This is a genomic window from Acinetobacter sp. RF15B, assembly GCF_007558235.1.
Taxonomy (GTDB): domain Bacteria; phylum Pseudomonadota; class Gammaproteobacteria; order Pseudomonadales; family Moraxellaceae; genus Acinetobacter; species Acinetobacter lwoffii_C.
Window position 1 is genome coordinate 37,026 of the sequence record NZ_VLSR01000005.1, and the last position, 22,191, is coordinate 59,216.

Below are 22,191 nucleotides of genomic sequence, written 5' to 3' on the forward strand. Positions count from 1 at the left end.
ATGTTCGCACGTCGTATAGTGGCCAAACATGTGACCTATACCACCGCTATGGCCATGCTAGGAGCCACCGCAGTACTTTCCGGTCTACAGGTTCTGTTTACCTATCTGGGTGAGCTGGGTTCCTTAAAAGAAGGGTATGGAGCCAAGGAGGCTCTGTATTATGTCTTATGGGGTGCACCGAATTATCTTTATGAAATTCTGCCAATTTCAGCCCTGATTGGAGCGGTACTGGGCCTGGGGACATTAGCATCCAATAGTGAACTGATTGTGATGCGCGCCGCCGGCGTCAGCCTGTGGCGAATCGTGGGCTGGGTCATGCGTTCAGCACTTTTGCTGGTGATTCTGTCTTTTGCTTTAAGTGAGTGGGTGATTCCGTATACCAACGAACAGGCCAAAATGGTCAAAAATTCCCAGAAAGCAGCACAGCTGGGAGAAGTCCGCGGCTACTGGACCCGCGAAGGCCAGCGTTTTATCTATATTAATTATGCCAACTCGCAAGGCCAGCTCAGCAATGTGCAGATGCTGGATTTCGATGAAAACTATCGTTTACGCGGAACCCTGCATGCCAGCACCGGCCGTTTTATACAAGATGGCGCCTGGGAGCTGAAAAATACCGAGCAGATGGACATTCTCGCGAATGGCAATGCGACACTGGTTAACAATGCTGAACAGTCATTGGCCTTGGCATTACAGCCGAAATATGTGCATATGGTGACAATTGACCCTGAAGATCTGGCACCCAGCCAGCTGGTAAGCTTTATGAGTTATATGCATGAATATAGTCAGGTGCCCAAGACGTATCAGCTGGCATTCTGGCAAAAACTGGGTTCACCGTTTGCCCTGATTGCCTTGGTGGTGATTGCCTGTTCCTTTATCTTCGGGCCGCTACGCCAGCAATCCATGGGTTTTCGTCTGGTGATTGCCTTGTTTGCCGGTCTCGGCTTTTTCTATCTACAGGACTTTCTGGGTTATGCCAGTCTGGTCTATGCACCATCTCCGGCATGGTTTGTTTTTATTCCCATTCTGATCATGTTTGGAATCGGCGGCTATCTCCTGCATCGGGCACGCTAAGACGCAGGAAAATAGAGCGAATCAATTGTAACAAGCGGCTTGAACCATCTCCAGTCATGGCCTCTTTTTACAAAATTCTGTAAACTAGGGCGATTAATTCGTAGGCTAAAAGAGTATTTCATTATGGCGGATGCAACTGCTGGCAAAATCCCTCACGTTTTGGTGATTATGGATGGTGTGGGTCATCGCGAAGCGGTCGAAGACAATGCGTTTTTAGCAGCTAAACGACCAAATCTAACTGCTATACAGGACAAGCATCCGCATGGTTTGATCTCTGGTTCTGGTGAAGATGTAGGTCTGCCGGATGGCCAGATGGGGAACTCTGAAGTCGGTCATATGAATCTGGGTGCTGGCCGGGTGCTGTATCAGGACTTTACCCGTATTACCAAAGATATCCGGACAGGCGCTTTCTTTGAGCATGAAGTACTGGTCGATGCCGTGGAAAAGGCCAAAGCAAGCCAGGGTGCGGTGCATATTCTCGGCCTGTTGTCTGAAGGCGGGGTACATTCTCACGAAGATCATATCGTCGCGATGGCTGAGCTGGCACTGAAACGTGGTGCCCAAGTCTATTTGCATGCCTTTCTGGATGGCCGTGATACGCCACCAAAGAGCGCACAGCCTTCTTTGCAAAAACTCGATACACTGTTTGCTCAATATCCGGGCCAGGGCCGTATCGTCAGCCTGATCGGTCGTTATTTTGCCATGGATCGTGACAACCGCTGGGATCGAGTCGAGCAGGCTTATCGTTTGCTGACCGAAGGTGAAGCGGTGCGTACTGCTACGACTGCCGTTGAGGGTCTAGAACTTGCCTATGCCGCAGAGGAATCGGATGAGTTCGTCAAGGCTACACGTATTGGTGACATCGTGAAAATTCAGGATGGTGACAGCGTGGTGTTTATGAACTTCCGTGCGGACCGTGCCCGTGAATTAACGCGTGCCTTTGTCGAAAAAGATTTTGCCGGTTTTGAGCGTCAAGTGCTGCCAAGCCTGTCAAAATTCGTGATGCTGACCCGTTATCAGGCCACCATTGATGCACCGGTTGCCTATATGCCGGAAGCGCTGGTGAACTCAATCGGTGAGTATTTATCAAATCTGGGAAAAACCCAGTTGCGTATTGCTGAAACTGAAAAATATGCCCATGTGACGTTCTTCTTTAGCGGTGGCCGTGAAGATGAATATCCAGGTGAAAAACGTATCCTGATTCCATCACCCAACGTAGCGACTTATGACCTAAAACCAGAAATGAGCGCTTATGAAGTGACTGATGAACTGGTCGCAGCCATTCACTCCGGTGAATATGATTTACTGGTGGTGAACTATGCAAATGGTGACATGGTAGGCCATACGGGAGTATTTGATGCAGCCGTGAAAGCGGTTGAAGCCGTAGATACTTGTCTGGGGCGTGTGTATGCCGCTGTTATGGCGAAAAATGGCCATATGATCATCACGGCAGACCATGGTAATGTAGAGCAAATGCAGGATTATCACAGTGGTCAGGTACATACCCAGCATACCACTGAGCTGGTTCCGTTTATCTATGTTGGTCCAAGCTCTGCAACGATTATTGAAGGCGGCGTACTGGCAGATGTGGCACCGACCTTACTCAACCTGATGCAGCTTCCGGTTCCGGCTGAAATGCAGGGGCGTAACCTGATTGAGCTGCATGCATAATTTTTAGTCTATATACAGGGATAAGAATGATTAAAACACAGGGCAAGTCTGTAATTCTCGCATGCTTCTTAATGTGTTGGAGTCATTCCGTCTGGAGTGCCGGCCCGCAAGAGCCGGCCTTTGACGATATGGAAATGGGCCATCAGACTTATGCGGAAATTCCGGTAGCCTCCATTCAAGAATTTGTACAAATCTATGGCATTGTCAAAGATAATTATATTGAAGACAAAAATGATGATGCCCTGTTCCAGCAAGCTATTCAGGGGCTGGTCAGTGGTCTGGACCGCTATTCACGTTATTTATCTCCCGAAGATTATCACCAGCTGCGCCAGTACACCGAAGGTGATTTAGCCAGTATCGATTTTGATCTGGAATTTAATTCCCAGCTCAAGCAATGGGTAGTACACGGTCTTAGGCCAGATGCAGATTCTGCCAAACAGGGCCTGCGTAATGGTGTCACCGTTTACAAGATTGATGATCAGGCCTTGAGCAGCCTGAACCGTGAACAGGTACGGCAATTGCTGAGCGGTGCAATTGGGTCTACCTTGAGCATCCAGCTATCGGCACAAAGTCCGGTCATCAGGCTGGTCCGGAATATCAAGGTAGATACAGAAATCAAATCCAGTTTGCATCATAATCAGGTGCTGGTCTTGCAAGTGAAGGTATTCCAGCAGGATACTGCGAATGAAATCCAGCGGATTATTGAAAGCTATCCGGCAAGCCGTCTAAAAGCCGTCCTGTTTGATCTGCGCAATAATCCAGGTGGCCTGCTTTCAGCCGCAGTAGAATCAGCAGACCTGTTTCTTAATCAAGGCATTATTGTCTCGACCAAAAGCCGTTCGGAAGGAAATCAGCAGTTTCAGGCCTTACCAAGCTTTGAATTTCAGAATCTGAAAGTTGGTATTCTGATTAATAACCGCTCTGCTTCTGCCGCAGAAGTTTTTACCGCAGCCCTAAAAGAACACGGCCGTGCCTGGGTGGTGGGTGAGAAAAGCTATGGCAAAGGGGTGGTACAAAAGCTGTTTCCACTCAGTAATGGTGCGGCCTTGCAAATGACCGTATCCCAATACTTCAGCCCGAGCGGCCGGATGATTGAAGGGCTAGGTATCCAGCCGCATCTGACTTATCCGCTTGGCCCAGAAGTACGTGAGGAGAGCTATCTGGATCATGTCGCAGACCTGCTGCTCCTGCAAAAATAATTAGTCCTCTTCCTCGATATCCAGTCCGAATTTTTTCAGGCGGTAACGCAGAGAGCGGAACGACATGCCCAGTTTTTTTGCAGCCAAGGTGCGGTTCCAGTGGGTCAGGTTCAGTGCATTCAGCAGAACTTCTTTTTCGATTTTCTCTAAATATAATTCCAGACCTTCTTCAGGCAGCTTTCTGGGAATAATAATCTGATCCGAAGAAGCAAGTTCAGCATGACTTGTCGACTCTTGCAGGACAGGCGCTGTATGTCGCAAAGGAGCGCTTTGCAGGTGTTGCAGATCAATCCTGTCTTCATCACTTAAGGTAATGGCCCGTTCGATAATATTGCGTAATTCACGCACATTCCCTGGATAGTACTGGCCCAGTAAAAACTCTTTGCTGCGCCCAGAAAGTGGTTTCACCGGAATATCCCATTCCTGGCAAATTTTCTGGATAAAGTGCTCAGCCAAAATCAGAATATCCTGTCCGCGTTCACGTAGTGGCGGCAAGACCAGATCCATGACATGAATCCGGAAATACAGGTCCTGACGGAATTTGCCTTGCTGTACCAGAGCATCCAGATCCTGATGGCTGGCGCTGATTACCCGAAAATCGACATCAATTTCAGTATCTGAACCTAAGGGGCGGATACGTTTTTCCTGAACGGCGCGTAGCAGTTTGACCTGCATGCTCAAAGGTAATTCGGCGATTTCATCCAGAAACAGACTGCCACCATGCGCAGACTGGATCAGTCCTTGCTTGTCCTGAGTGGCACCGGTAAAGCTGCCTTTTTTGTGTCCGAAAAGCTCACTTTCCATCAGTTCAGTTGGAATCGCACCACAGTTAATGGCGATAAAAGGCCCTTCACTGCGATTACTGAGGCGATGCACCAGATTTGCAATTACTTCCTTGCCGGTACCGGATTCTCCTGTAATAAAAACCGGCGCCTGAGAACGAGCAATTTTCTTTAAAGTGACACGTAGCTGCTGAATGGGCAGAGACTGGCCAATCAGCAGCTTATATTCTAGTGAATCATTGGCATTATATTGATCATACTCCACTGGTTTATTAAGTGCTTTTTGTAGTAACTGTTCCAGATGCTTCTGGTTGATCGGCTTGCTGACAAAGTCAAAAGCGCCTGCTTTGAGGGCGGCAATAGCGATTTCCATATTGCCGTAGGCGGTCAGTACAGCCACAGGCAGATCAGGGCAGCGCTGATGAATCCAGTGCAATAATTCCAGGCCATTGCCATCCGGTAGATTCAGGTCGGTCAGACAGGCATCATACTGGTGATCAGTAAGGCGCTGTTTAGCATCCTCCAGCCGGTGAGCAATATGTGTACGTATTCCCATGCGCATCAAGGACATCTGCATGAGGGTACAGAGATCCTCTTCGTCATCCACCAATAAGACCAGTGGTTGTTGTTCCACAATTTTCCCCTTTCAATATATTCACGGTATCATTCGTTGGCAGCTAATGCGAAAGCATGCGCCTTGTTCTTGTTGTATATAATTTAATTGTGCCTGATTTGCTTCACAAAAACTATGTGATAAATACAGTCCCAGTCCGGTACCGTTAATTGCGGTGCTATAAAAAGGCTTGAATAACTTCGCCTGATCCGGTACATCGACACCGGTGCCAAAGTCCCGGATATCAATCCATACTTTATGCTGATAAGGATGAATATTCAATTGAATATGGTCGGCATCGGCAGCATTGTGCCGGATGGCATTACGGATCAGGTTAATCAGAATCTGACGGAATTGGGCTTCATCAAACTGAATATAAAGAGACGTATCGCTATTCAACTGAATCTGATCAGCCACATCGGCTAAATCTTCCTGAATAAACAGTGGAATGAATTCATTCAGATGAATCATGACAGGATGCGTTTCCCTGTTTTTCACCATGCTCAAGGTGTCCTGAATAATCCGGTCAATCCGATTGGCCTGCCGGCTGATCATCTGGTTCAGGAGATGCTGCTGTTCTTTTTCTGAATCCTGATAGAGATCATTGGCCTGTACAATGGCAGCCAGAGGGTTCCGGATTTCATGCGCGATACTGGCCGAAAGTTGTCCCAGCGCAGCAAGCTTTAATTGTTGCACCTTTTGATTTAACTTTTGCGCATCCTGTAAAACCAGCAGGATCAAAGTCTGATGCGGAACGATCAGTTTTTGTACCTGTACATGAATGTTATAGCGACTTTGCTGGGACTCGAACTGAAACTGTTCCCCATTTTCCAGATTCTCAAAGTGAACCAACTCAAACAGGTCATATTGTGAATGATAGAGTGAAAATCGTTCTTGGCTATAGGCAGGCTCTATGCCGAGCAGATGACAGGCTGCCGGATTGCTCAGCACCACATGATAATTTTCATCCAGAACTAGATAACCGGTTTCAATCTGCTCCAGAATATAGCGGTTAATATTCTGTAACTGGTACAATTCAAGAGATTGGGAAAAACTCAGATTCTCCAGAATTTGAAAGCGGCGGACCGCAATCTGGCCACTGCCATAGACCACAAAAAACAGGAAAGCGAGTAATGCACTATTCCCGATATTGGTTAAGGAAGAAAAGGCAAAAATGCTGCCAATAAAATGCTGATAAATCACACTAATTACAGCAATAAGTGTGATAAATAAGGCCTTATGGGCATCCAGTAGCAGCGAAGCTGAAAAGATGGCAATGACAAACAATAGCCCGATATGCAGATTCGGGCCATTGGTGGCCAGGGTTAATAGGCTGAGTACACTAACATCAGTAAAAAAGATCAGAATAAACTGGGCTTGAATCCAGCGCCGGACAAATTTGAGCGTGAACAGCTGAACCGCGTTCACCGCCACCCAGATCCCCAGCGCATAATAATAGAGCTGTGGATACTGATAGTCGGCCGTCAGATTCGGATAGGTCAGCAGAAAAATCAGCAGCAGACCGGTACTGATAATCAGACGATAAGCACCATACCAGAGCCCCAGATGATATTGATTGAGCTGTGAATAGTGAGAAGGTTCCATATGGACCGACTTTTAAAACTAGGGCTTGATCAGGCCATAGCGCATGGCTAAGTGGGTCAGTTTGACATCACTGTCAATATTGAGCTTTTCAAAAATACGGTAACGGTAAGTATTGACAGTTTTAACGCTGACAAAGAGTTTATCGGCAATTTCCTGCGCGCTAATACAATTGACCACCATCATCGCCACCTGCATTTCCCGCTCAGAGAGCGCATCAAAAGGCGATTGCTGGGTATCTGACAGATATGAGCTGGCCAGCTGCTCGGCAATATCGGCACTGAAATATTTACCGCCCTGCATTACCTTGTTGATGGCACGAACCATTTCCAGTACAGGAGCACCTTTGGTGATGTAGCCTTTGGCCCCAGCTTTAAGTAACAGGGAAGGATAAGGTTCTTCTGCCAGACCACTGACTGCCAGTACTTTGGTGTCAGGTGCAGTTTGTAGCAAACGACGTGTGGTTTCTACCCCACCAATCCCGGGCATATTCACATCCAGCAGAACGACATTAGGATGATGTTGACGGACCAGCGTAATTGCTTCTTCACCTGATTCAGCTTGTCCAATAACCTGGACATCCGCATGGTCTTCCAGCATTCTGCAAATCCCAGTACGTACTAATTCATGATCGTCCACAACCAACACTGTGATCACCTAGTCTCTCCCTCTGTTAAAAAACTCATTTTTTTGTTACATAAAGCAAAATAAGCTTGCAATGAAACTACAAAATTAGCAATCCTATTTGCAAGATTAAATCTGAAACTTATCACATAGTGTCCAGAACAAAAAATGTTCTGCATTGTGTTCAAATGTAAGGCATATTAGAGGTAATACGCAAATCAATCTTACCTCTGGTTAGTTGAGTGAAGAAATAGTGAAGAAAATAAACAAGTCTTTGATGCAGGTATTGGGACTTTCTACGTTGCTCAGCATAAGTTCGATAAGCTTTGCTGAAATCATTATGCGTTCCGGTACGGCAGAGGGCGGAGCCAGTAGTATCAGCTGGTCTTCAGATGAAGTAAACCAGCTGCTGAATGACGACTTTAGTGTGGCTGCAGAAGAGCCTAGCCCGGCAGGCTCAGCCACCATCACCACTACCTTGCGTCAGGGGGGAAGTGTTCAGCCGGCTGTAAAAAGTCCTCGGATTCTGGATACCAATCATAATATTAGCCAGCCTAGCGTGAATGCGCGTGCGGCCTTGGTCATGGATGCTCAAACCGGGGAGGTGCTTTATAGTAAAAACACCAATACGGCTCTTCCAATTGCTTCGATTACCAAGCTGATGACTGCTGTGGTGATTTCAGATGCGCGTTTGAATATGTCTGAACAAATTACCTTGCAGCAAGCTGACTTTTCCTGTTCAGGCTGTAAAAGCTCCAGCTCGTCTTTAAGAGCAGGGGACAGCATGAACCGCGCCGAAGCTTTGCTATTTGCCTTGATGAAGTCAGAGAATCCGGCTGCGGCAGCCTTGGCACGTACCTATCCGGGTGGTCGTAGTGCATTTGTTGCGGCAATGAACAGCAAGGCCAAAGAACTGGGCATGTACTCAACCCGCTTTTTAGAATCCACCGGCTTGCATCCTGGAAATATTGCCTCTGCGCGTGACCTCGGCATTCTGGTGAATACCGCTTCACAATATGGACTGATCCGTCAGTTCTCGACTACACCAAGCTATGATTTCAATCTGGGTTATCGCGTCTTGAAGTCAAACAATACCAATGCGCTGGTGCGTAATGGTGGCTGGAATATCAATATTTCCAAAACCGGCTTCATTAATGAAGCGGGACGCTGTGTGGTGATGCATACCACTTTGAACAACCGTCCGGTTGCAGTGGTACTGTTGGGTGCAAACAGCTCCCAGGCACGTACCAATGATGCTACCCGTCTGATGACCTGGGTGAGCAGTTTACCAAAACGGATCTAAAGCTTGGCTATTTCTGAAGCTCGAACCTGTGATAAGTTAAACCTCAGATTAAACGGTCCAGCAATAAAAAACCCTGCCTGTGCAGGGTTTTCTTATTTATTTTGTCTAATTACATATTAGACAGAATCGAATCACGAACCTGGTCTAATGTAGCATCGATCGACAGCATCACCGCATCAGCACACTGCTTGATTGCGGTATCTGGGTCTTTCAGGCCATTACCAGTCACTGTGCAGACAATCACAGAACCTTCAGCAATTTTACCTGCCTTGATGTCACGGATTGCACCACCAATAGACGCAGCAGAAGCAGGCTCTACAAATACGCCTTCATACATAGAAAGTAAACGCTGTGCTTCAAGAATTTCTGCATCTTCCAGTTCGTCGAACCAGCCCTGAGAATCACGTACGACTGCTTTGGCATGGTTCCAGCTTTGTGGATTACCGATACGGATTGCTGTTGCAACCGTTTCAGGATCAGTAACAGGTGCACCACGCAGGAATGGAGCTGCGCCAGAAGCCTGGTAGCCCACCATAGTTGGCAAGCCTGCCGGTTTTGGACCTGTGAACTGATCCGTTTCAGCATCATAAATCACTTGCTCAAACTGATCTGCAGGCTGGTTGGCAACGGCTTCGGTATAACCCATCCAGTGCGCGGTAATATTACCCGCATTACCGACTGGCAGGCAGTGGTAGTCAGGTGCACGGCCCAGTTCATCGACAATTTCATAAGCAATCGTTTTCTGGCCCTGTAAACGGTATGGGTTAATCGAGTTAACGATGGTTACTGGGGCTTTATCGGCAATTTCTTTGACCAGACGCATACCGTCATCGAAGTTACCGCGGATTTGCATGGTAATCGCACCATACATCATGGCTTGCGCCATTTTACCCATGGCAATTTTGCCTTCCGGGATTAATACAAAGGCTTTCATGCCAGCACGGGCTGCATAAGCAGCAGCGGCAGCAGAGGTATTCCCCGTAGAAGCACAAATAATGGCTTTTGAACCTTCTTCAGCAGCTTTTGTGACTGCCATGGTCATACCACGGTCTTTAAATGAACCAGTCGGGTTTAAGCCCTCGTACTTCACATAAATTTCAACATTTTTGCCAATAATGCGTGGAATATTCTCAAGCTTAATCAGTGGCGTATTACCTTCACCCAAAGAAATGGCTTTAGTAGTTGCAGACACTGGTAAGCGGTCGCGATAGCGGTCAACTAAACCAGTATAACGATTGGCATTCGACATGATGATGTTCCAATTGTGTGTAGAGCTTGGCGAGAGGAGAGGCTCCTCCCAACCCGATTAGTTATCCAACGATTCTAAACGAATTCGTACGATTTCGCCATGAATAGCAGGAAGCGCTTGAATTTGTTTTAAGGCGTCATCCATTTTTGCTTCTTTGACTGGATCAGTCAGGATCACGATTGGAATCAGGTCTTTTAAGCGTGACTGTTGCAAGATGGCATCAATACTGATTCCAGCACGACTTAAAATCGTGGTGACATCAGCCAGTACACCCATCTGGTCTTCGGCATTGATCCGGATGTAATAGCCAGTGGTCATTTCTTCACGGCTTAAAATCGGCAGATCGGTCAGATTTTCAAAAGCCAGTTGCGGAATGGTACCCGCACCATCTTCGGTATAGGAAATATCCCGTACAATATCAACAACGTCTGCGATCACCGCAGATGCAGTTGGGCCTGCGCCCGCACCAGCACCATAATAGAGCGTTGGGCCTACTGCATTGGCATGTACCAGTACCGCATTCTTCACGCCATTGACATTGGCCAGCAGTTCTTCTTTTGGAATCAGGGTTGGATGCACACGCAGCTCAACCCCGGCTTCTGTACGACGTGCAATCCCGAGGTGTTTGATACGAAAGCCCAGGTCTTCAGCATACTTGACGTCTTGCGCCGTGATTTTGCTGATTCCTTCAGTAAAAACCTTGTCAAACTGGAGCGGAATACCAAATGCACATGAAGCAAGAATTGTCAGTTTATGTGCCGCATCAATCCCTTCTACGTCAAAGGTCGGATCAGCTTCAGCATAACCGAGTTCTTGCGCTTCTTTAAGTACGTCAGCAAAGGCACGACCTTTTTCCCGCATTTCACTTAAAATGAAGTTGCCTGTCCCGTTAATAATACCTGCTAACCAGTCAATTTTATTGGCTGCCAGACCTTCACGAATCACTTTGATAATCGGAATGCCACCAGCAACCGCAGCTTCATAGGCAATTTGTACGGCATTGTCTTCAGCTGCTTTAAAGAGTTCATTCCCATGTTCAGCCAAGAGGGCTTTGTTGGCTGTGACAATATGCTTGCCATGTTTCATGGCTTCCATGATGACTTCATAGGCAGGGTGGATACCGCCCATGACCTCAACTACCACATCGACATCAGGTTGACGGACAATGTCCAGCAAATCAGCACTCTGCTTGACTGATTCAGGCAAGTCCAGGTCAGTACGTGGGCGACGCGTACCGACATGGGTAATTTGAATTTCACGACCGGTGCGACGTTTAATCTCAGCAGCATTTTCTTTTAATAGTTTAAGGGCACCACCACCCACAGTACCAAGACCGAGGATTGCCAGACGAACTGGTTTCACGTCACACTCCAAATATAAACAGTTTTTACGACTCTAGATCATAGCTAAAAAAAACGCCTGACTCTAGGGTCATTCCAGAATATCTTTATCTATAAAATAAAGTAAAATAACTCATGATAATTAGTTATTTAAGCCGCTTTAATAACTCGGATGTACTCATATAGCCCCCGAGATAAACCCCTTCAGCACTGTATACGCCCGGTGTACCATTGACGCCCATATTCAGACCCATTTGATATTGGTCTTTCACAGGGTTCTGACAGGATGCCGATGGAATCTGTCCGCCTGCAATGGCTTGATCAAAAGCGGCATGACGGTCTTTGCTACACCAGATGGCTTCCATGGCAGGCATATGCTGCTCTCCACGTGGCCAGGCAATATAACGCACCTCAATGCCTTTGCTGTTCATTTCATCCATCTGCTCATGGAATTTATGACAATACGGGCAGCTGACATCGGTAAATACATAAATCACGTGCTTGGTTTTGGTCTTGGCAGGATAGACCAGCAGATCTTTGGTTTCCAGTTCGGCCAAGATTTTTTGATTGACGCCGGCTTGCAGGTTTTCACTGACATTGTAGAGCTGCTTGCTTCCAAGACGGATGACATCGCCCTGAATCAGGTATTTGCCGTCATTTGTTACATATACTGGTGCCATCCCTTCTAGACTGACCCAGGACAGGTTAGGAACTTCAGTGGCTTTAATATCTGTGATCTTGGCACTGATACCTGCGGTTTTAAAATGCTTTTCAAGCGTTGAAAGCAGACGCTGCTGTGCATTACGCTCACTCAGGGTAGAGGCTTCGCCCGTCGCTGGTGCACTTGCGGTCAGATTGTCCTGCTTTTTTTGTTCATTGTCGGAATTGGAACATGCACTGAGTCCTAAACCGCTAGCAAGTACACATACGATAAAAAGTTTGGTACGGGCAAATGTCATAAATAACCCTTTTTTTTCTTGGTCTAAAAACAGAGCAGTAGCATAACAAAAAAAGACCAGAACACGTCAAACTTCTTGGTTTTTCTGTTTACAGCTGTGTCTAGGCCCGTGGATGGTGAGTGGCATGTAATTGCTGCATGCGGATCTGCGCGACATGAGTATAAATCTGGGTGGTCGACAAGTCGCTATGCCCCAGCAGCATTTGCACCACTCGCAAGTCTGCACCATGATTGAGTAAATGGGTGGCAAAGGCATGGCGCAACGTATGCGGCGATAGCTCAGCCTGAATTCCGGCCTGCAAAGCATAGCGCTTAATTGCATACCAGAAGTTTTGCCGGCTCATGATCCCGCCATGCTGGGTCAGAAACAGGTAATCGGTAGCCGTCTTATAGAGTTGCGGACGGGCATCTTGCAGATAGGTCTCGACCCATTCACAGGCCACTTGTCCCATCGGCACTAGACGCTCTTTATTGCCTTTGCCGACAATACGTAAATAGCCCTGTTTCAGGTTAATCAGCTCGAGACGCAGGTTAATCAGTTCGGTGACCCGTAAACCGCAAGCATACAAAACCTCAAACATGGCCCGATCGCGCAGACCTAAAGCAGTATTGGTATCGGGTGCATGAATTAAGGCTTCAACATCGGCTTCGGATAGATCTTGGGGCAAGGCTCGACCTAATTTAGGGGTTTTATGGCCAGCAACCGGATTATCATTTCTGAGTTTCTGTTCACGTAGAAATTTATAAAAAGAACGCAAGGCAGATAAGCAGCGCGCAATCGAACGCGGACTTTTTTGCTGTTTGGTAAGTGCCACCAGAACCTCGGAAATATCGTCATGTGTCCATTCTGGTAAAGGTTTGGCGAGACAGTCGGCACACTGTAGCAGATCGGACAGATAGGCATTACGCGTATGTGGACTGACGGTCTGCGCAATCAGATAATCCCGGAAACCTTGTAAAAAGCTATATTGATCAGGAATCTGCACAGGGGTAGGAATACGGGGTTTTTTATTCAGCATGATGGCGAGGGTCGTAGTTTAAACTTTGATAATTCTGACGCTTATGCTGCACTGTAGTTTAATTTTACTGGTGTGTCGATGTCATCGCATAATAAATCGAAAAGTAATGAATCTTATTTGTTAATTATTCTCATTTGTTTGTATACTGTGCGAAAGGGTTTAGGAATTTTCACGGTGCGTTTGTCAGACTTAAAAGCAAAACAGACCGCCATCATTCGAAAAGTCAATCGAACGATGGACAGTCAGCAAGCCTCTCATGATGTGGTTGCAAACCGCTTGGAGACTTTGGGCTTTATACCGGGCACACAGGTTCAAGTGATTACCAAAGGTATTTTCGGAGGAGACCCGATCCTGATTCAGGTCGGCTTTACACGTTTTGCTTTACGTAAATCGGAAGCAGCTAAAATTGAAATTGAACAGGGAGTTTCAGCATGAGTGATACTTTGCGTGTTGCGCTTGTTGGAAATCCGAACTGTGGTAAAACTTCATTATTCAATCACTTAACTGGATCACGTCAAAAAGTCGGCAACTATGCCGGGGTAACAGTTGAGCGTAAGGTTGGAAATTTTCAGCTAGCTTCAGGTCAGGCGGTACGTGTCTTAGATTTACCTGGTACCTATAGTCTGGATGCCACCAGTCCGGATGAAGAAATTACCCGCAACGTGGTACAGGGAAAAATTGCTGAAGAAGCGCATCAAGATGCCTTTTTATGTGTGGTAGATGCAACTAACCTGAAACTGCATCTGGGACTGGTTCTGGAAATGATCGCGCTTGGCCGGCCAATGTTGGTCGTGCTGAACATGATGGATGAAGCACGCCGTCGTGGGATGCAGATCAATACCCAGAAATTGTCTGAACGTCTGGGGGTGCCGGTGGTTGAAACGGTTGCCGTACGTAATTCAGGAATTGAAAACCTGAAAAATGTGCTGGAGCAGGGCAAGTTTTCCGCACCCCAGACGGAACTAAGTGGTTTAAGTGGTGAGAGCCATCAACAGGTTGCGACCATTTTGAAAGATGTGGTCAACTATGTGGATCAGGAAGATAAGCGCACCGACTTTCTGGACAGGATTTTCCTGCATCCAGTTCTGGGCCTGCTCAGCCTGGCCCTCATGATGTTTGTGGTGTTTCAGGCGGTTTTTGCCTGGGCTGCACCTTTCATGGATGGAATTGAAGCATTCTTCGGCTGGCTGGGCGAATTTCTGGGCGCCTATATTGCTCATCCGCTACTGAATAGCCTGGTGGTGGATGGGATTATTGCGGGTGCCGGTGGGGTCATCGTGTTCCTGCCACAGATTCTGATTCTGTTTTTCTTTATTTTGGTGCTGGAAGAATCCGGGTATCTGCCACGCGCAGCTTTTCTGCTGGATAAACTCATGTTTAAAGCCGGTCTTTCGGGCCGTGCTTTTATTCCCTTGTTATCTAGCTTTGCCTGTGCCGTCCCGGGGATTATGGCTTCACGCACCATTAGTGATCCGCGTGACCGTCTCACCACCATCTTTGTTGCACCATTGATGACCTGTTCGGCACGTTTGCCGGTATATGCACTGCTGATTGCGGCTTTTATTCCTGAACAAACGGTAGGGGGCTTTATGAACCTGCAAGGGCTGGTGTTATTTGCCCTGTATATGGCGGGGATTCTGAGCGCACTGGCGGTATCCTTTGTACTGAAATTTTTCTATAAAGATAAATCTCAGCACATGCTGTTGATGGAGCTGCCCAGCTACCGTTTTCCTGACCTGAAAAACGTCTGGATCGGTTTAGTAGACCGCGGCAAAATCTTCTTGAAACGCGTGGGCGGTATCATCTTTGCGCTGTCCGTGGTGCTCTGGTTCCTGTGTACTTTCCCGCAACCCCCAGCAGATGCAACCCTACCTGCGATTGATTATTCCTTTGCCGGAATGCTGGGGCATGTGCTGCAACCGATTTTTGCGCCACTGGGCTTTAACTGGCAGATCTGTATTGCCCTGATTCCGGCCATGGCAGCGCGTGAAGTTGTCGTTGCCGCCCTGGGGACAGTCTATGCCTTGTCGGCAGTGGATGAAGATGCGATGTCTGAGGGACTGGCCTCGCTGATCAGTAGCGGTGGAGACTTGGGCTGGTCATTGGCAACCGGCTTATCCTTACTGGTCTGGTTTATCTATGCACCACACTGTCTGGCTACCCTGGCGACCGTTAAACGTGAAACCGGTTCATGGAAAACAGTCAGTATCATGACTATTTACCTGTTTGGTCTGGCATATTTCATGTCATTCCTGACCTACCAAATCGCTTCACATTATTTTGGCTAAATCGGATCGGGTACATGCTCGAAATGCTTGAGCTTATGATGGGAAGGGGAGACTGAAATGATTGAGATTTTAATTGTAGCGGTACTGGTGCTTTGGAGCACGCTGGTGGTGTTTAAGAAAGTATTTCCGAATACGTCGCGCTCGTTCTTTCAGAAACTGTCGGATGCCTGTGCAGCCAAAGGCTGGGAACGTCTGGCCAAGTGGCTGCAACCTGCAATGGCCAGTGGTTGTGGCAACTGTGCCTGCCCAGTATCTGAACAAGCTAAGCACAACAAGCCTGATGCCCAGGCGGTCAAATGGAAATAAAGCCGCTATTGTTGTAGATTTCAAAAAACCGTCATGCGCATGACGGTTTTTTTACGCACTGACACAAAAAATACCGTAGAAAGTCAAAACAGAAAAAGCATTCAAAACAGCAAAGTGCTACCATTTCGTCAGTTTTAAAATAGACCAGAAAATGGGGCAAAAATGTTAATACAACGTGGTGGACTTAAAGTCGTTGCAGGACTCGGAATTTCAGGTGTTGCAGCCGTCAACTTCTTACATGGCCAAGGCTACCGCGTTGCAGTAACAGACTCGAGAACGACTCCGCCTGGGCATGACCAGATTCCGGCTGAGGTACAGACCAGCTTTGGTCATTTTGACCAGGAGCTTTTACTGTCGGCTGAAGAAATCATTATCAGTCCGGGACTTGATCCAAAACTTGCGGAAATCCAGGCTGCAATTGCACAGGGCATCCCGGTGGTGAGTGAAATCCAGATTTTACGCCGTGCAACTAACAAGCCTATAGTAGCAATTACCGGCTCCAATGCAAAAAGTACCGTTACCACGCTGATTGGCCTCATGGCAGTCGATGCCGGTAAAAAGGTGGCCGTGGGAGGCAATCTTGGCCGTCCGGCATTGGACCTGATCCAAGATGACCCTGAACTGTATATCCTTGAATTGTCAAGCTTCCAGCTTGAAACCACCTCCAATTTAAATGCTGAAGTGGCGGTGGTTTTAAATATGAGTGAAGACCATCTGGACCGTCATGGTGACATGATGGGCTATCACGCCGCCAAGCACCGTATTTTTCAGGGGGCAAAAAAAGTGGTGTTTAACCGCGATGATGCTCTGACGCGTCCGCTGGTTCCGGATACCACCCCCATGCAAAGTTTTGGCCTGAATGCACCTGATATGAATCAGTACGGTATTCTCAAAGAAACAGATGGCACCATCTGGCTGGCGCGTGGCCGTGAACGTTTGCTGAAAAGCTCCCAGATGTATCTGCAGGGAACACATAACATTGCCAATGCCTTGGCGTGTCTGGTTTTGGGAGAGGCGATCGGTCTGTCGCTGGAGAGCATGCTTGAAACGCTTAAAACCTTTAAAGGCTTAGAGCATCGCTGTGAGTTCGTCAAAGAAGTGCATGGGGTACGTTATTATAATGACTCTAAAGGCACCAATATTGGCGCCACGCAGGCTGCCCTAGACGGACTGGGGGCGGCGATTGAAGTTCAGGGCGGTAAAGTAGCCATCATTTTAGGGGGGCAAGGCAAAGGACAGGACTTTAAAGCCTTGCGAGATTCCTTATCCCAATATGCCAAGGTTGCGGTGCTAATTGGGGAAGATCGTCCTCTGATTGAAGAGGCGATTGCCGGCACCACTGAGCTGCTACATGCTGATAATTTGCAGCAGGCGGTTGAAATCTGTCAAAAGCACACTCAGGCTCATGATGTCGTGTTATTGTCTCCTGCATGTGCAAGCTTTGACATGTTCTCGGGCTATCCGGAGCGTGGTCGCAAATTTGTAACCTATGTGAATGAACTCAATTAATAATAATAAGGATTGGTGCTATGGCTGAGTTTGCTCAGACTACGATCAATAAATTAAACCGCTTATATGATCAGTGGGTGCCAAAACTGCCGGTAGATGTCAATGCACGGAATGTGCTGATTTTCTCGGTGCTGGCCTTGCTGTGTATTGGCTCGATCATGGTGGCCTCCGCCTCGATGCCGTATGCCGAGCGTATTCATGAAAATGCCTTTCATTATGTAATCCGGCACGGGATTTCGATTGTTGCTGCGCTTGTGGCTGCCTATCTGGCTTATAAAGTCCCGCTGAAGATGTGGTTTAACAATACCTTCTTCTTGTGGATAGTCACTATTGTGCTGCTGGTCGCGGTACTTTTTATCGGGACTGAAGTCAATGGTTCCAAACGCTGGATCAGGCTGGCCGGCTTTACCTTGCAGGCCTCTGAAGTTGCCAAGGTCATGATGGCCATTTTTACAGCCGACTATGTGGTACGTCGTGCAGAAGAAGTCCGAAATAATATTAAAGGGCTGATTCGCTTAAGTGCCATCATGGGGGCCACGGTTGGTCTAATTATTCTGGAACCCGATCTTGGGGCAACGGTGGTGATTACCCTGACTATGCTGGGTGTCTTCTTTCTGGCGGGTGCGCCCTGGATTCAGTTTGGGGTGGCATTGATGACCTTGTTGGGGGTATTTGCCGTTGCAATTGCATGGGAGCCGTATCGTTTACAGCGTTTGCTGTCTTTCTCCAACCCTTGGGAAGATCCGCTCGGCACAGGTTATCAGCTGTCGAATGCCCTGATGGCATTTGGTCGCGGCGAATGGTCAGGCGTCGGCCTGGGTCATAGTATCCAGAAAATGTCGTATCTGCCTGAAGCACATACCGACTTTATGCTGGCAATTCTGGGTGAGGAATTTGGTTTTCTGGGCATTGCCACCATTCTGCTTTTATCCTTTACCATGCTGGTCTGTTGCATCCGGATCGGGCATCGTGCCTTGCAGCATCAGTATTTGCGTGCCGGTTATCTCGCCTATGGCATCAGTATTATTTTCCTGCTGCAAATTCTGGTCAATGCCGGGATGAATATGGGGCTGTTACCGACCAAAGGCTTGACCCTGCCATTTATCAGTTATGGTGGTTCATCTTTGATTATCTGTGCAGTGATGATTAGCTTGATTTTGAAAATTGACGCTACTACCCAGCAAGTCAATCCAAGCCGCGAAGAATCAAGCTTCTAGACTGGACTGACGCTGTGGATCAGGCTGGGCATGGTCAAGTACTGTGCTCGGCATGACCGTACCGCAATTCAAACAGCGTACAAAAGCACTTTTCGCTTTGGACAGCGGAATTAGGGGAATAAAAAACAGAGAAAAATAATTGCGCTGCTGCTTTAGTTCATAGGCTGAGCGCGTGCGGCAGACCGGGCAGAGAAACTGGTTTTTCTCAATTACCTTGGTTTTCGGTCCTATCCCAAAAATAAAAAACATCCTGATCTTCCTCTTTGAGCTTTGTTCTTGTTGTTAGCTTAAGTCAAACCTGATTTTTATACATAGTGACCTTGTAGCTGTGTTGTATGAGGAATTCGTGCAATATCCCACTGGGCCACGGCCTGCTCCAGCATACGTGCAGGGCGGTCCATGTCAACCGGCAGCTGACCCAAGGCTTGAAGTGCCTGTTTCAAGAGCAGGGGAGCCTGGTGGAGATTCAGTGCTTGTGCCAGATTTTGCTTGGACAGTTTCTGCCCCTGATCATTCATGGCTAAAGGCAGATGCAGATAGCTCAAGCGCGGATAGCCGAGTAACTGCCCCAGATAAATCTGGCGTTCGGTGTTGTCTAACAGATCAGCACCACGCACCACATGGGTCATGCCTTGCAAATAATCGTCTACCACCACAGCCAGTTGATAGTTGATAATCCCATCACGGCGTTTCAGGACAAAGTCCCCGAGGTCCTTTTTTAGTTCTGAACAGTGCCGGCCTTGTAGGCGGTCGTCAAAGCAGATGGTGACATCTTCAACCTTGAGGCGGATTGCCTGATGCTCAAAGGCCAGGTTTAAATGACGACAGGTATCCTGATAGATATGGTTGGAGCCGAGCATTTTACGGGTGCATTGGCAGGCATAAACCTGTCCTTGCTGACGGAGCTGCTGAATGACTTTTTCATAAAGCTCTAGACGATCTTTCTGAAAAATGATGGCGCTATCTGGCTCAAATTCAAAAGCGTCCAGCGCGCGCAGGATATGCGCTTCACTGCCCGGATAAATACGCGGGATGTCGGTATCTTCAATCCGCACCAGCCAGCGGCCCTGATGGGCTTTGGCATCACAATAGCTGGCCACCGCTGTAATAAGGGAGCCAAAATGCAAAGGGCCGGTTGGCGATGGCGCGAACCGGCCCACATAAGCCATCCTGTTATCCCCCCCCTTGATTAAGGGAGGGGTTAGGGGAGGATTATTTGAGAACATCATTAACCGTTGTTTTGCTTCTCTTTGATTTCTGCCAGAGTTTTGCAGTCAATACATAAAGTTGCAGTTGGACGGGCTTCCAGACGGCGTAAACCGATTTCGATACCGCAAGTTTCGCAGAAACCGTAGTCATCGTTCTGGATCGCTTCAATCGACTGTTCGATTTTGCGGATCAGCTTACGCTCGCGGTCACGGGTACGCAGCTCGATTGCAAACTCTTCTTCTTGCGTTGCGCGGTCATTCACATCAGGAAGGGCCGTATTTTCATCCTGCATGGTATTTAAAGTACGGTCAACTTCTGACATCAGCTCAGCTTTCCATGCCATCAAAATTTGACGGAAGTGTCCAAGCTGGCCTTCAGACATATATTCTTCATTTTTTTTAGGTTGATAAGGTTCAATACCAAATAAGCTAGCAGTAGAACCACCCTCAGTCGTTTTCGGCTTAGATTTACGTACTCGCTTGGTAGCTTTCCCTTCTACAAGATCGGTTTGTTGGTCTAAGACTTGATTTTGGTTGTCATTCGCCATTTAGGGCATTCCTCATCATATGCGTATATACGTACGCAAAAAATATGGTGATATGCAATTTTTTATCCACCCTGAAGAAGGATTATCCTTCTATGGGGGTCGTCATCATATAGACTTTTTATACGCTTTAATAGTCTTTGATGTATGGATTATAACTATCACACTTCCTTCGGTTGCATTAAGGTAAAGCAAAAAAATTAAATTGGAAAGTTAATAACCTGAAATTTCAGTATTAATATTTTGCTCACTGAAGGCAATCCGCTGCACATGGGTCTCAAACCCGCCATTCTGGTACAAATGTACTACCCGATAGCCCGGTGCGGCCTGATCTAGCGCAAAATTTTCACTTCTGGGTTTGAACTGCACACTGGTGGAGGGCGCCGATAAAAAAGTTACGCCTTGCCACGCATGACAGGAGTCCTGATGCACATGGCCAAACAGTACCAGTTTGACATTTTGATGGCGGGCAATCACCTGTTTCAGACTATCTGCATTTTTCAGACGGTGCTGGTCTATCCAGCGCGATTGCATGGCAAAAGGATGATGATGACAGGCAATTACAATATGTTGCGTCCGATGCTCGGTTAGAAGTTGATCCAGCAGATCCAGCTGAGCCTGCTCAATCCAGCCATCCACCTGATCTGCCACGGCACTGTTTAATAGGATCAGGGACCATGTTCCCAGACGAATGGCATGGGCTTCATCTGTATTACGGTAAAATGGAAAATAGCGGGCATCATCGTGATTGCCCGGAATCTGGTAATACGGCACATTCAGGGCCTGAATCGACTGAAGATAGCGGGCATAGGTGTCTGCGACCGGCACCTGAGCCAAGTCACCGGTATGAATCAAGGCATCCATTTGTGGAAAATGGGTTTGGATATGTTGCATGACCTGCTGGAAGCTGTACTCCGGATTAATCTGGGCAAAGCTCAGGTCTGGCTGGTCCATTAAATGGGTGTCGGTAATCTGGATCAGGGTCCAGTCTTGTGCACTTTCACTCTCAAATTGGGCTAGATTTTTCATGTCTGCCCCCTTAAATATATCTGGGCAGTATGGATATGCATTTGCAGCCATTGTAAGGCCATAATGACTGGGGCATTTTTTAAGCGGCCATTGCTGAGCAATTCGGCAAGATCTGTATAGTCCAGAATGTGCAGCTGGATATTTTCTCCTTCATCCGGCATACCGAAAATACCGCCCTTTTCAGGCAGTACACTTTCAGCTACATATAAGTGAAACAGCTCAGAACAGGCCCCGGCAGAAGGATAGAAGCTAAAAATATGTTGTAAATGCTCAATACTAGAGCCTGATTCTTCCAGTGCTTCACGGTGAATACACTGTTCCGGCGCTTCATCACCATCGAGTACGCCGGCAATGATTTCCAGTTGCCAGGGTGAATCGGCATCATCCAGCCCACCAATACGAAACTGTTCGATCAGGGCAAATTTTTGTTGCTGGTCGTTATAAATCAGGACGCCGGCGGCTTCTGGGCGATGAATCAGCTCACGCTGCAAAACTGGTGTCTGGGCTGCTTGATGAAAAAGGCGATGGCGCAGGCTGACTTTTTCAACCTGAATAAATCCCCGATATAAAAATTCCCGCGCTTCTATACTAAAGTCGTTTTTATTGTAAGAAGCCTGTTTAATAATATTCATAAGCTCAGAAAAGATGAAATACTTAC

The 22,191-nt window shown here is 47.4% G+C and carries 21 protein-coding genes; 9 read left to right on the forward strand and 12 right to left on the reverse strand.

Features of this window, described 5'->3' with window-relative positions:
- The 3 genes from lptG (at nt 1) to E2K74_RS05090 (ending at nt 3,941) form a co-directional block, all read left to right on the forward strand.
- Nucleotides 1-1,071 carry an LPS export ABC transporter permease LptG gene (gene lptG, locus E2K74_RS05080; protein WP_151204057.1) on the forward strand — a complete coding sequence of 357 codons (1,071 nt, stop codon included), beginning with the start codon at nt 1-3 and terminating at the stop codon, nt 1,069-1,071.
- 123 nt (nt 1,072-1,194) lie between these two features.
- The gene (gene gpmI / locus E2K74_RS05085; RefSeq protein WP_151206628.1) at nt 1,195-2,742 is read left to right on the forward strand and encodes a 2,3-bisphosphoglycerate-independent phosphoglycerate mutase; all 1,548 of its coding nucleotides are present in this window, start codon (nt 1,195-1,197) and stop codon (nt 2,740-2,742) included.
- Between the two features lie 26 nt (nt 2,743-2,768).
- Nucleotides 2,769-3,941 (forward strand): S41 family peptidase, encoded by a 1,173-nt coding sequence (locus E2K74_RS05090; RefSeq protein WP_151206629.1) that lies wholly within the window; start codon nt 2,769-2,771, stop codon nt 3,939-3,941.
- On the opposite strand, the gene E2K74_RS05095 is transcribed toward E2K74_RS05090, so the two are convergent.
- The 3 genes from E2K74_RS05095 to E2K74_RS05105 are packed head-to-tail and all read right to left on the reverse strand — an operon-like array spanning nt 3,942 to nt 7,595.
- Nucleotides 3,942-5,360, reverse strand: coding sequence for a sigma-54-dependent transcriptional regulator (locus E2K74_RS05095; RefSeq protein ID WP_413773037.1), 1,419 nt, complete (start codon nt 5,358-5,360; stop codon nt 3,942-3,944). It lies immediately after the preceding gene.
- 18 nt (nt 5,361-5,378) lie between these two features.
- Nucleotides 5,379-6,941 carry a sensor histidine kinase gene (locus tag E2K74_RS05100; RefSeq protein ID WP_151206631.1) on the reverse strand — a complete coding sequence of 521 codons (1,563 nt, stop codon included), beginning with the start codon at nt 6,939-6,941 and terminating at the stop codon, nt 5,379-5,381.
- Between the two features lie 18 nt (nt 6,942-6,959).
- Complete coding sequence (locus tag E2K74_RS05105) at nt 6,960-7,595, reverse strand: response regulator (RefSeq protein ID WP_151204052.1); 636 nt, start codon at nt 7,593-7,595, stop codon at nt 6,960-6,962.
- A 220-nt stretch (nt 7,596-7,815) separates the two neighbouring features.
- Between E2K74_RS05105 and E2K74_RS05110 the strand changes: the two genes are divergently transcribed.
- A complete protein-coding gene (locus E2K74_RS05110; protein WP_151204051.1) occupies nt 7,816-8,865 on the forward strand; it encodes a serine hydrolase in 1,050 nt (349 codons plus the stop codon).
- Between the two features lie 109 nt (nt 8,866-8,974).
- Here E2K74_RS05110 and thrC read toward each other — a convergent pair whose 3' ends face one another.
- The 4 genes from thrC to xerD form a co-directional block, all read right to left on the reverse strand.
- The gene (thrC, locus tag E2K74_RS05115; protein WP_151206632.1) at nt 8,975-10,114 is read right to left on the reverse strand and encodes a threonine synthase; all 1,140 of its coding nucleotides are present in this window, start codon (nt 10,112-10,114) and stop codon (nt 8,975-8,977) included.
- Nucleotides 10,115-10,171: 57 nt separating this feature from the next.
- Nucleotides 10,172-11,476: a homoserine dehydrogenase gene (locus tag E2K74_RS05120; protein ID WP_151204049.1), complete on the reverse strand. Its 1,305-nt coding sequence runs from the start codon at nt 11,474-11,476 to the stop codon at nt 10,172-10,174.
- Nucleotides 11,477-11,600: 124 nt separating this feature from the next.
- A complete protein-coding gene (locus E2K74_RS05125) occupies nt 11,601-12,413 on the reverse strand; it encodes a thioredoxin fold domain-containing protein (protein WP_151206633.1) in 813 nt (270 codons plus the stop codon).
- Nucleotides 12,414-12,513: 100 nt separating this feature from the next.
- Nucleotides 12,514-13,431 carry a site-specific tyrosine recombinase XerD gene (xerD, locus tag E2K74_RS05130; protein ID WP_151206634.1) on the reverse strand — a complete coding sequence of 306 codons (918 nt, stop codon included), beginning with the start codon at nt 13,429-13,431 and terminating at the stop codon, nt 12,514-12,516.
- Nucleotides 13,432-13,605: 174 nt separating this feature from the next.
- Between xerD and E2K74_RS05135 the strand changes: the two genes are divergently transcribed.
- The 5 genes from E2K74_RS05135 (at nt 13,606) to ftsW (ending at nt 18,751) form a co-directional block, all read left to right on the forward strand.
- Nucleotides 13,606-13,866, forward strand: coding sequence for a FeoA family protein (locus E2K74_RS05135; RefSeq protein ID WP_151204046.1), 261 nt, complete (start codon nt 13,606-13,608; stop codon nt 13,864-13,866).
- Nucleotides 13,863-15,719, forward strand: coding sequence for a ferrous iron transporter B (gene feoB, locus E2K74_RS05140; RefSeq protein ID WP_151206635.1), 1,857 nt, complete (start codon nt 13,863-13,865; stop codon nt 15,717-15,719). Before E2K74_RS05135 ends, feoB begins: the two co-directional genes overlap by 4 nt.
- A gap of 57 nt (nt 15,720-15,776) precedes the next feature.
- On the forward strand, nt 15,777-16,025 hold the full coding sequence (locus tag E2K74_RS05145) for a DUF6587 family protein (RefSeq protein ID WP_151206636.1): 249 nt from the start codon (nt 15,777-15,779) through the stop codon (nt 16,023-16,025).
- Nucleotides 16,026-16,187: 162 nt separating this feature from the next.
- Nucleotides 16,188-17,534: a UDP-N-acetylmuramoyl-L-alanine--D-glutamate ligase gene (murD, locus tag E2K74_RS05150; RefSeq protein ID WP_151206637.1), complete on the forward strand. Its 1,347-nt coding sequence runs from the start codon at nt 16,188-16,190 to the stop codon at nt 17,532-17,534.
- Between the two features lie 20 nt (nt 17,535-17,554).
- A complete protein-coding gene (ftsW, locus tag E2K74_RS05155) occupies nt 17,555-18,751 on the forward strand; it encodes a putative lipid II flippase FtsW (protein ID WP_151204042.1) in 1,197 nt (398 codons plus the stop codon).
- Here the strand turns inward: ftsW and E2K74_RS05160 are convergent.
- From E2K74_RS05160 to E2K74_RS05180, 5 genes are all read right to left on the reverse strand, one after another.
- Nucleotides 18,740-19,000 (reverse strand): zinc ribbon domain-containing protein, encoded by a 261-nt coding sequence (locus tag E2K74_RS05160; protein WP_151206638.1) that lies wholly within the window; start codon nt 18,998-19,000, stop codon nt 18,740-18,742. The two genes, ftsW and E2K74_RS05160, sit on opposite strands and share 12 nt — an antisense overlap.
- 56 nt (nt 19,001-19,056) lie before the next feature.
- Nucleotides 19,057-19,977 (reverse strand): tRNA glutamyl-Q(34) synthetase GluQRS, encoded by a 921-nt coding sequence (gene gluQRS, locus E2K74_RS05165; RefSeq protein ID WP_151206740.1) that lies wholly within the window; start codon nt 19,975-19,977, stop codon nt 19,057-19,059.
- A gap of 2 nt (nt 19,978-19,979) precedes the next feature.
- Complete coding sequence (gene dksA, locus E2K74_RS05170) at nt 19,980-20,507, reverse strand: RNA polymerase-binding protein DksA (RefSeq protein WP_151204039.1); 528 nt, start codon at nt 20,505-20,507, stop codon at nt 19,980-19,982.
- Between the two features lie 210 nt (nt 20,508-20,717).
- Complete coding sequence (gene cpdA / locus E2K74_RS05175) at nt 20,718-21,533, reverse strand: 3',5'-cyclic-AMP phosphodiesterase (RefSeq protein ID WP_151206639.1); 816 nt, start codon at nt 21,531-21,533, stop codon at nt 20,718-20,720.
- Nucleotides 21,530-22,165: an NUDIX domain-containing protein gene (locus E2K74_RS05180; RefSeq protein ID WP_151206640.1), complete on the reverse strand. Its 636-nt coding sequence runs from the start codon at nt 22,163-22,165 to the stop codon at nt 21,530-21,532. The genes cpdA and E2K74_RS05180 overlap by 4 nt, the downstream gene beginning before the upstream one ends.
- Between the last annotated feature and the right edge of the window lie 26 nt (nt 22,166-22,191).

Bases quoted from the DNA above. Each gene is read 5' to 3' on its own strand.
- E2K74_RS05125 (WP_151206633.1), bottom strand. From the start codon at position 12,413: ATGACATTTGCCCGTACCAAACTTTTTATCGTATGTGTACTTGCTAGC.
- E2K74_RS05180 (WP_151206640.1), bottom strand. From the start codon at position 22,165: ATGAATATTATTAAACAGGCTTCTTACAATAAAAACGACTTTAGTATA.
- feoB (WP_151206635.1), top strand. From the start codon at position 13,863: ATGAGTGATACTTTGCGTGTTGCGCTTGTTGGAAATCCGAACTGTGGT.
- gpmI (WP_151206628.1), top strand. From the start codon at position 1,195: ATGGCGGATGCAACTGCTGGCAAAATCCCTCACGTTTTGGTGATTATG.
- cpdA (WP_151206639.1), bottom strand. From the start codon at position 21,533: ATGAAAAATCTAGCCCAATTTGAGAGTGAAAGTGCACAAGACTGGACC.
- ftsW (WP_151204042.1), top strand. From the start codon at position 17,555: ATGGCTGAGTTTGCTCAGACTACGATCAATAAATTAAACCGCTTATAT.
- lptG (WP_151204057.1), top strand. From the start codon at position 1: ATGTTCGCACGTCGTATAGTGGCCAAACATGTGACCTATACCACCGCT.
- xerD (WP_151206634.1), bottom strand. From the start codon at position 13,431: ATGCTGAATAAAAAACCCCGTATTCCTACCCCTGTGCAGATTCCTGAT.
- E2K74_RS05145 (WP_151206636.1), top strand. From the start codon at position 15,777: ATGATTGAGATTTTAATTGTAGCGGTACTGGTGCTTTGGAGCACGCTG.
- thrC (WP_151206632.1), bottom strand. From the start codon at position 10,114: ATGTCGAATGCCAATCGTTATACTGGTTTAGTTGACCGCTATCGCGAC.
- dksA (WP_151204039.1), bottom strand. From the start codon at position 20,507: ATGGCGAATGACAACCAAAATCAAGTCTTAGACCAACAAACCGATCTT.
- E2K74_RS05160 (WP_151206638.1), bottom strand. From the start codon at position 19,000: ATGTTTTTTATTTTTGGGATAGGACCGAAAACCAAGGTAATTGAGAAA.
- gluQRS (WP_151206740.1), bottom strand. From the start codon at position 19,977: ATGTTCTCAAATAATCCTCCCCTAACCCCTCCCTTAATCAAGGGGGGG.
- E2K74_RS05100 (WP_151206631.1), bottom strand. From the start codon at position 6,941: ATGGAACCTTCTCACTATTCACAGCTCAATCAATATCATCTGGGGCTC.
- murD (WP_151206637.1), top strand. From the start codon at position 16,188: ATGTTAATACAACGTGGTGGACTTAAAGTCGTTGCAGGACTCGGAATT.
- E2K74_RS05090 (WP_151206629.1), top strand. From the start codon at position 2,769: ATGATTAAAACACAGGGCAAGTCTGTAATTCTCGCATGCTTCTTAATG.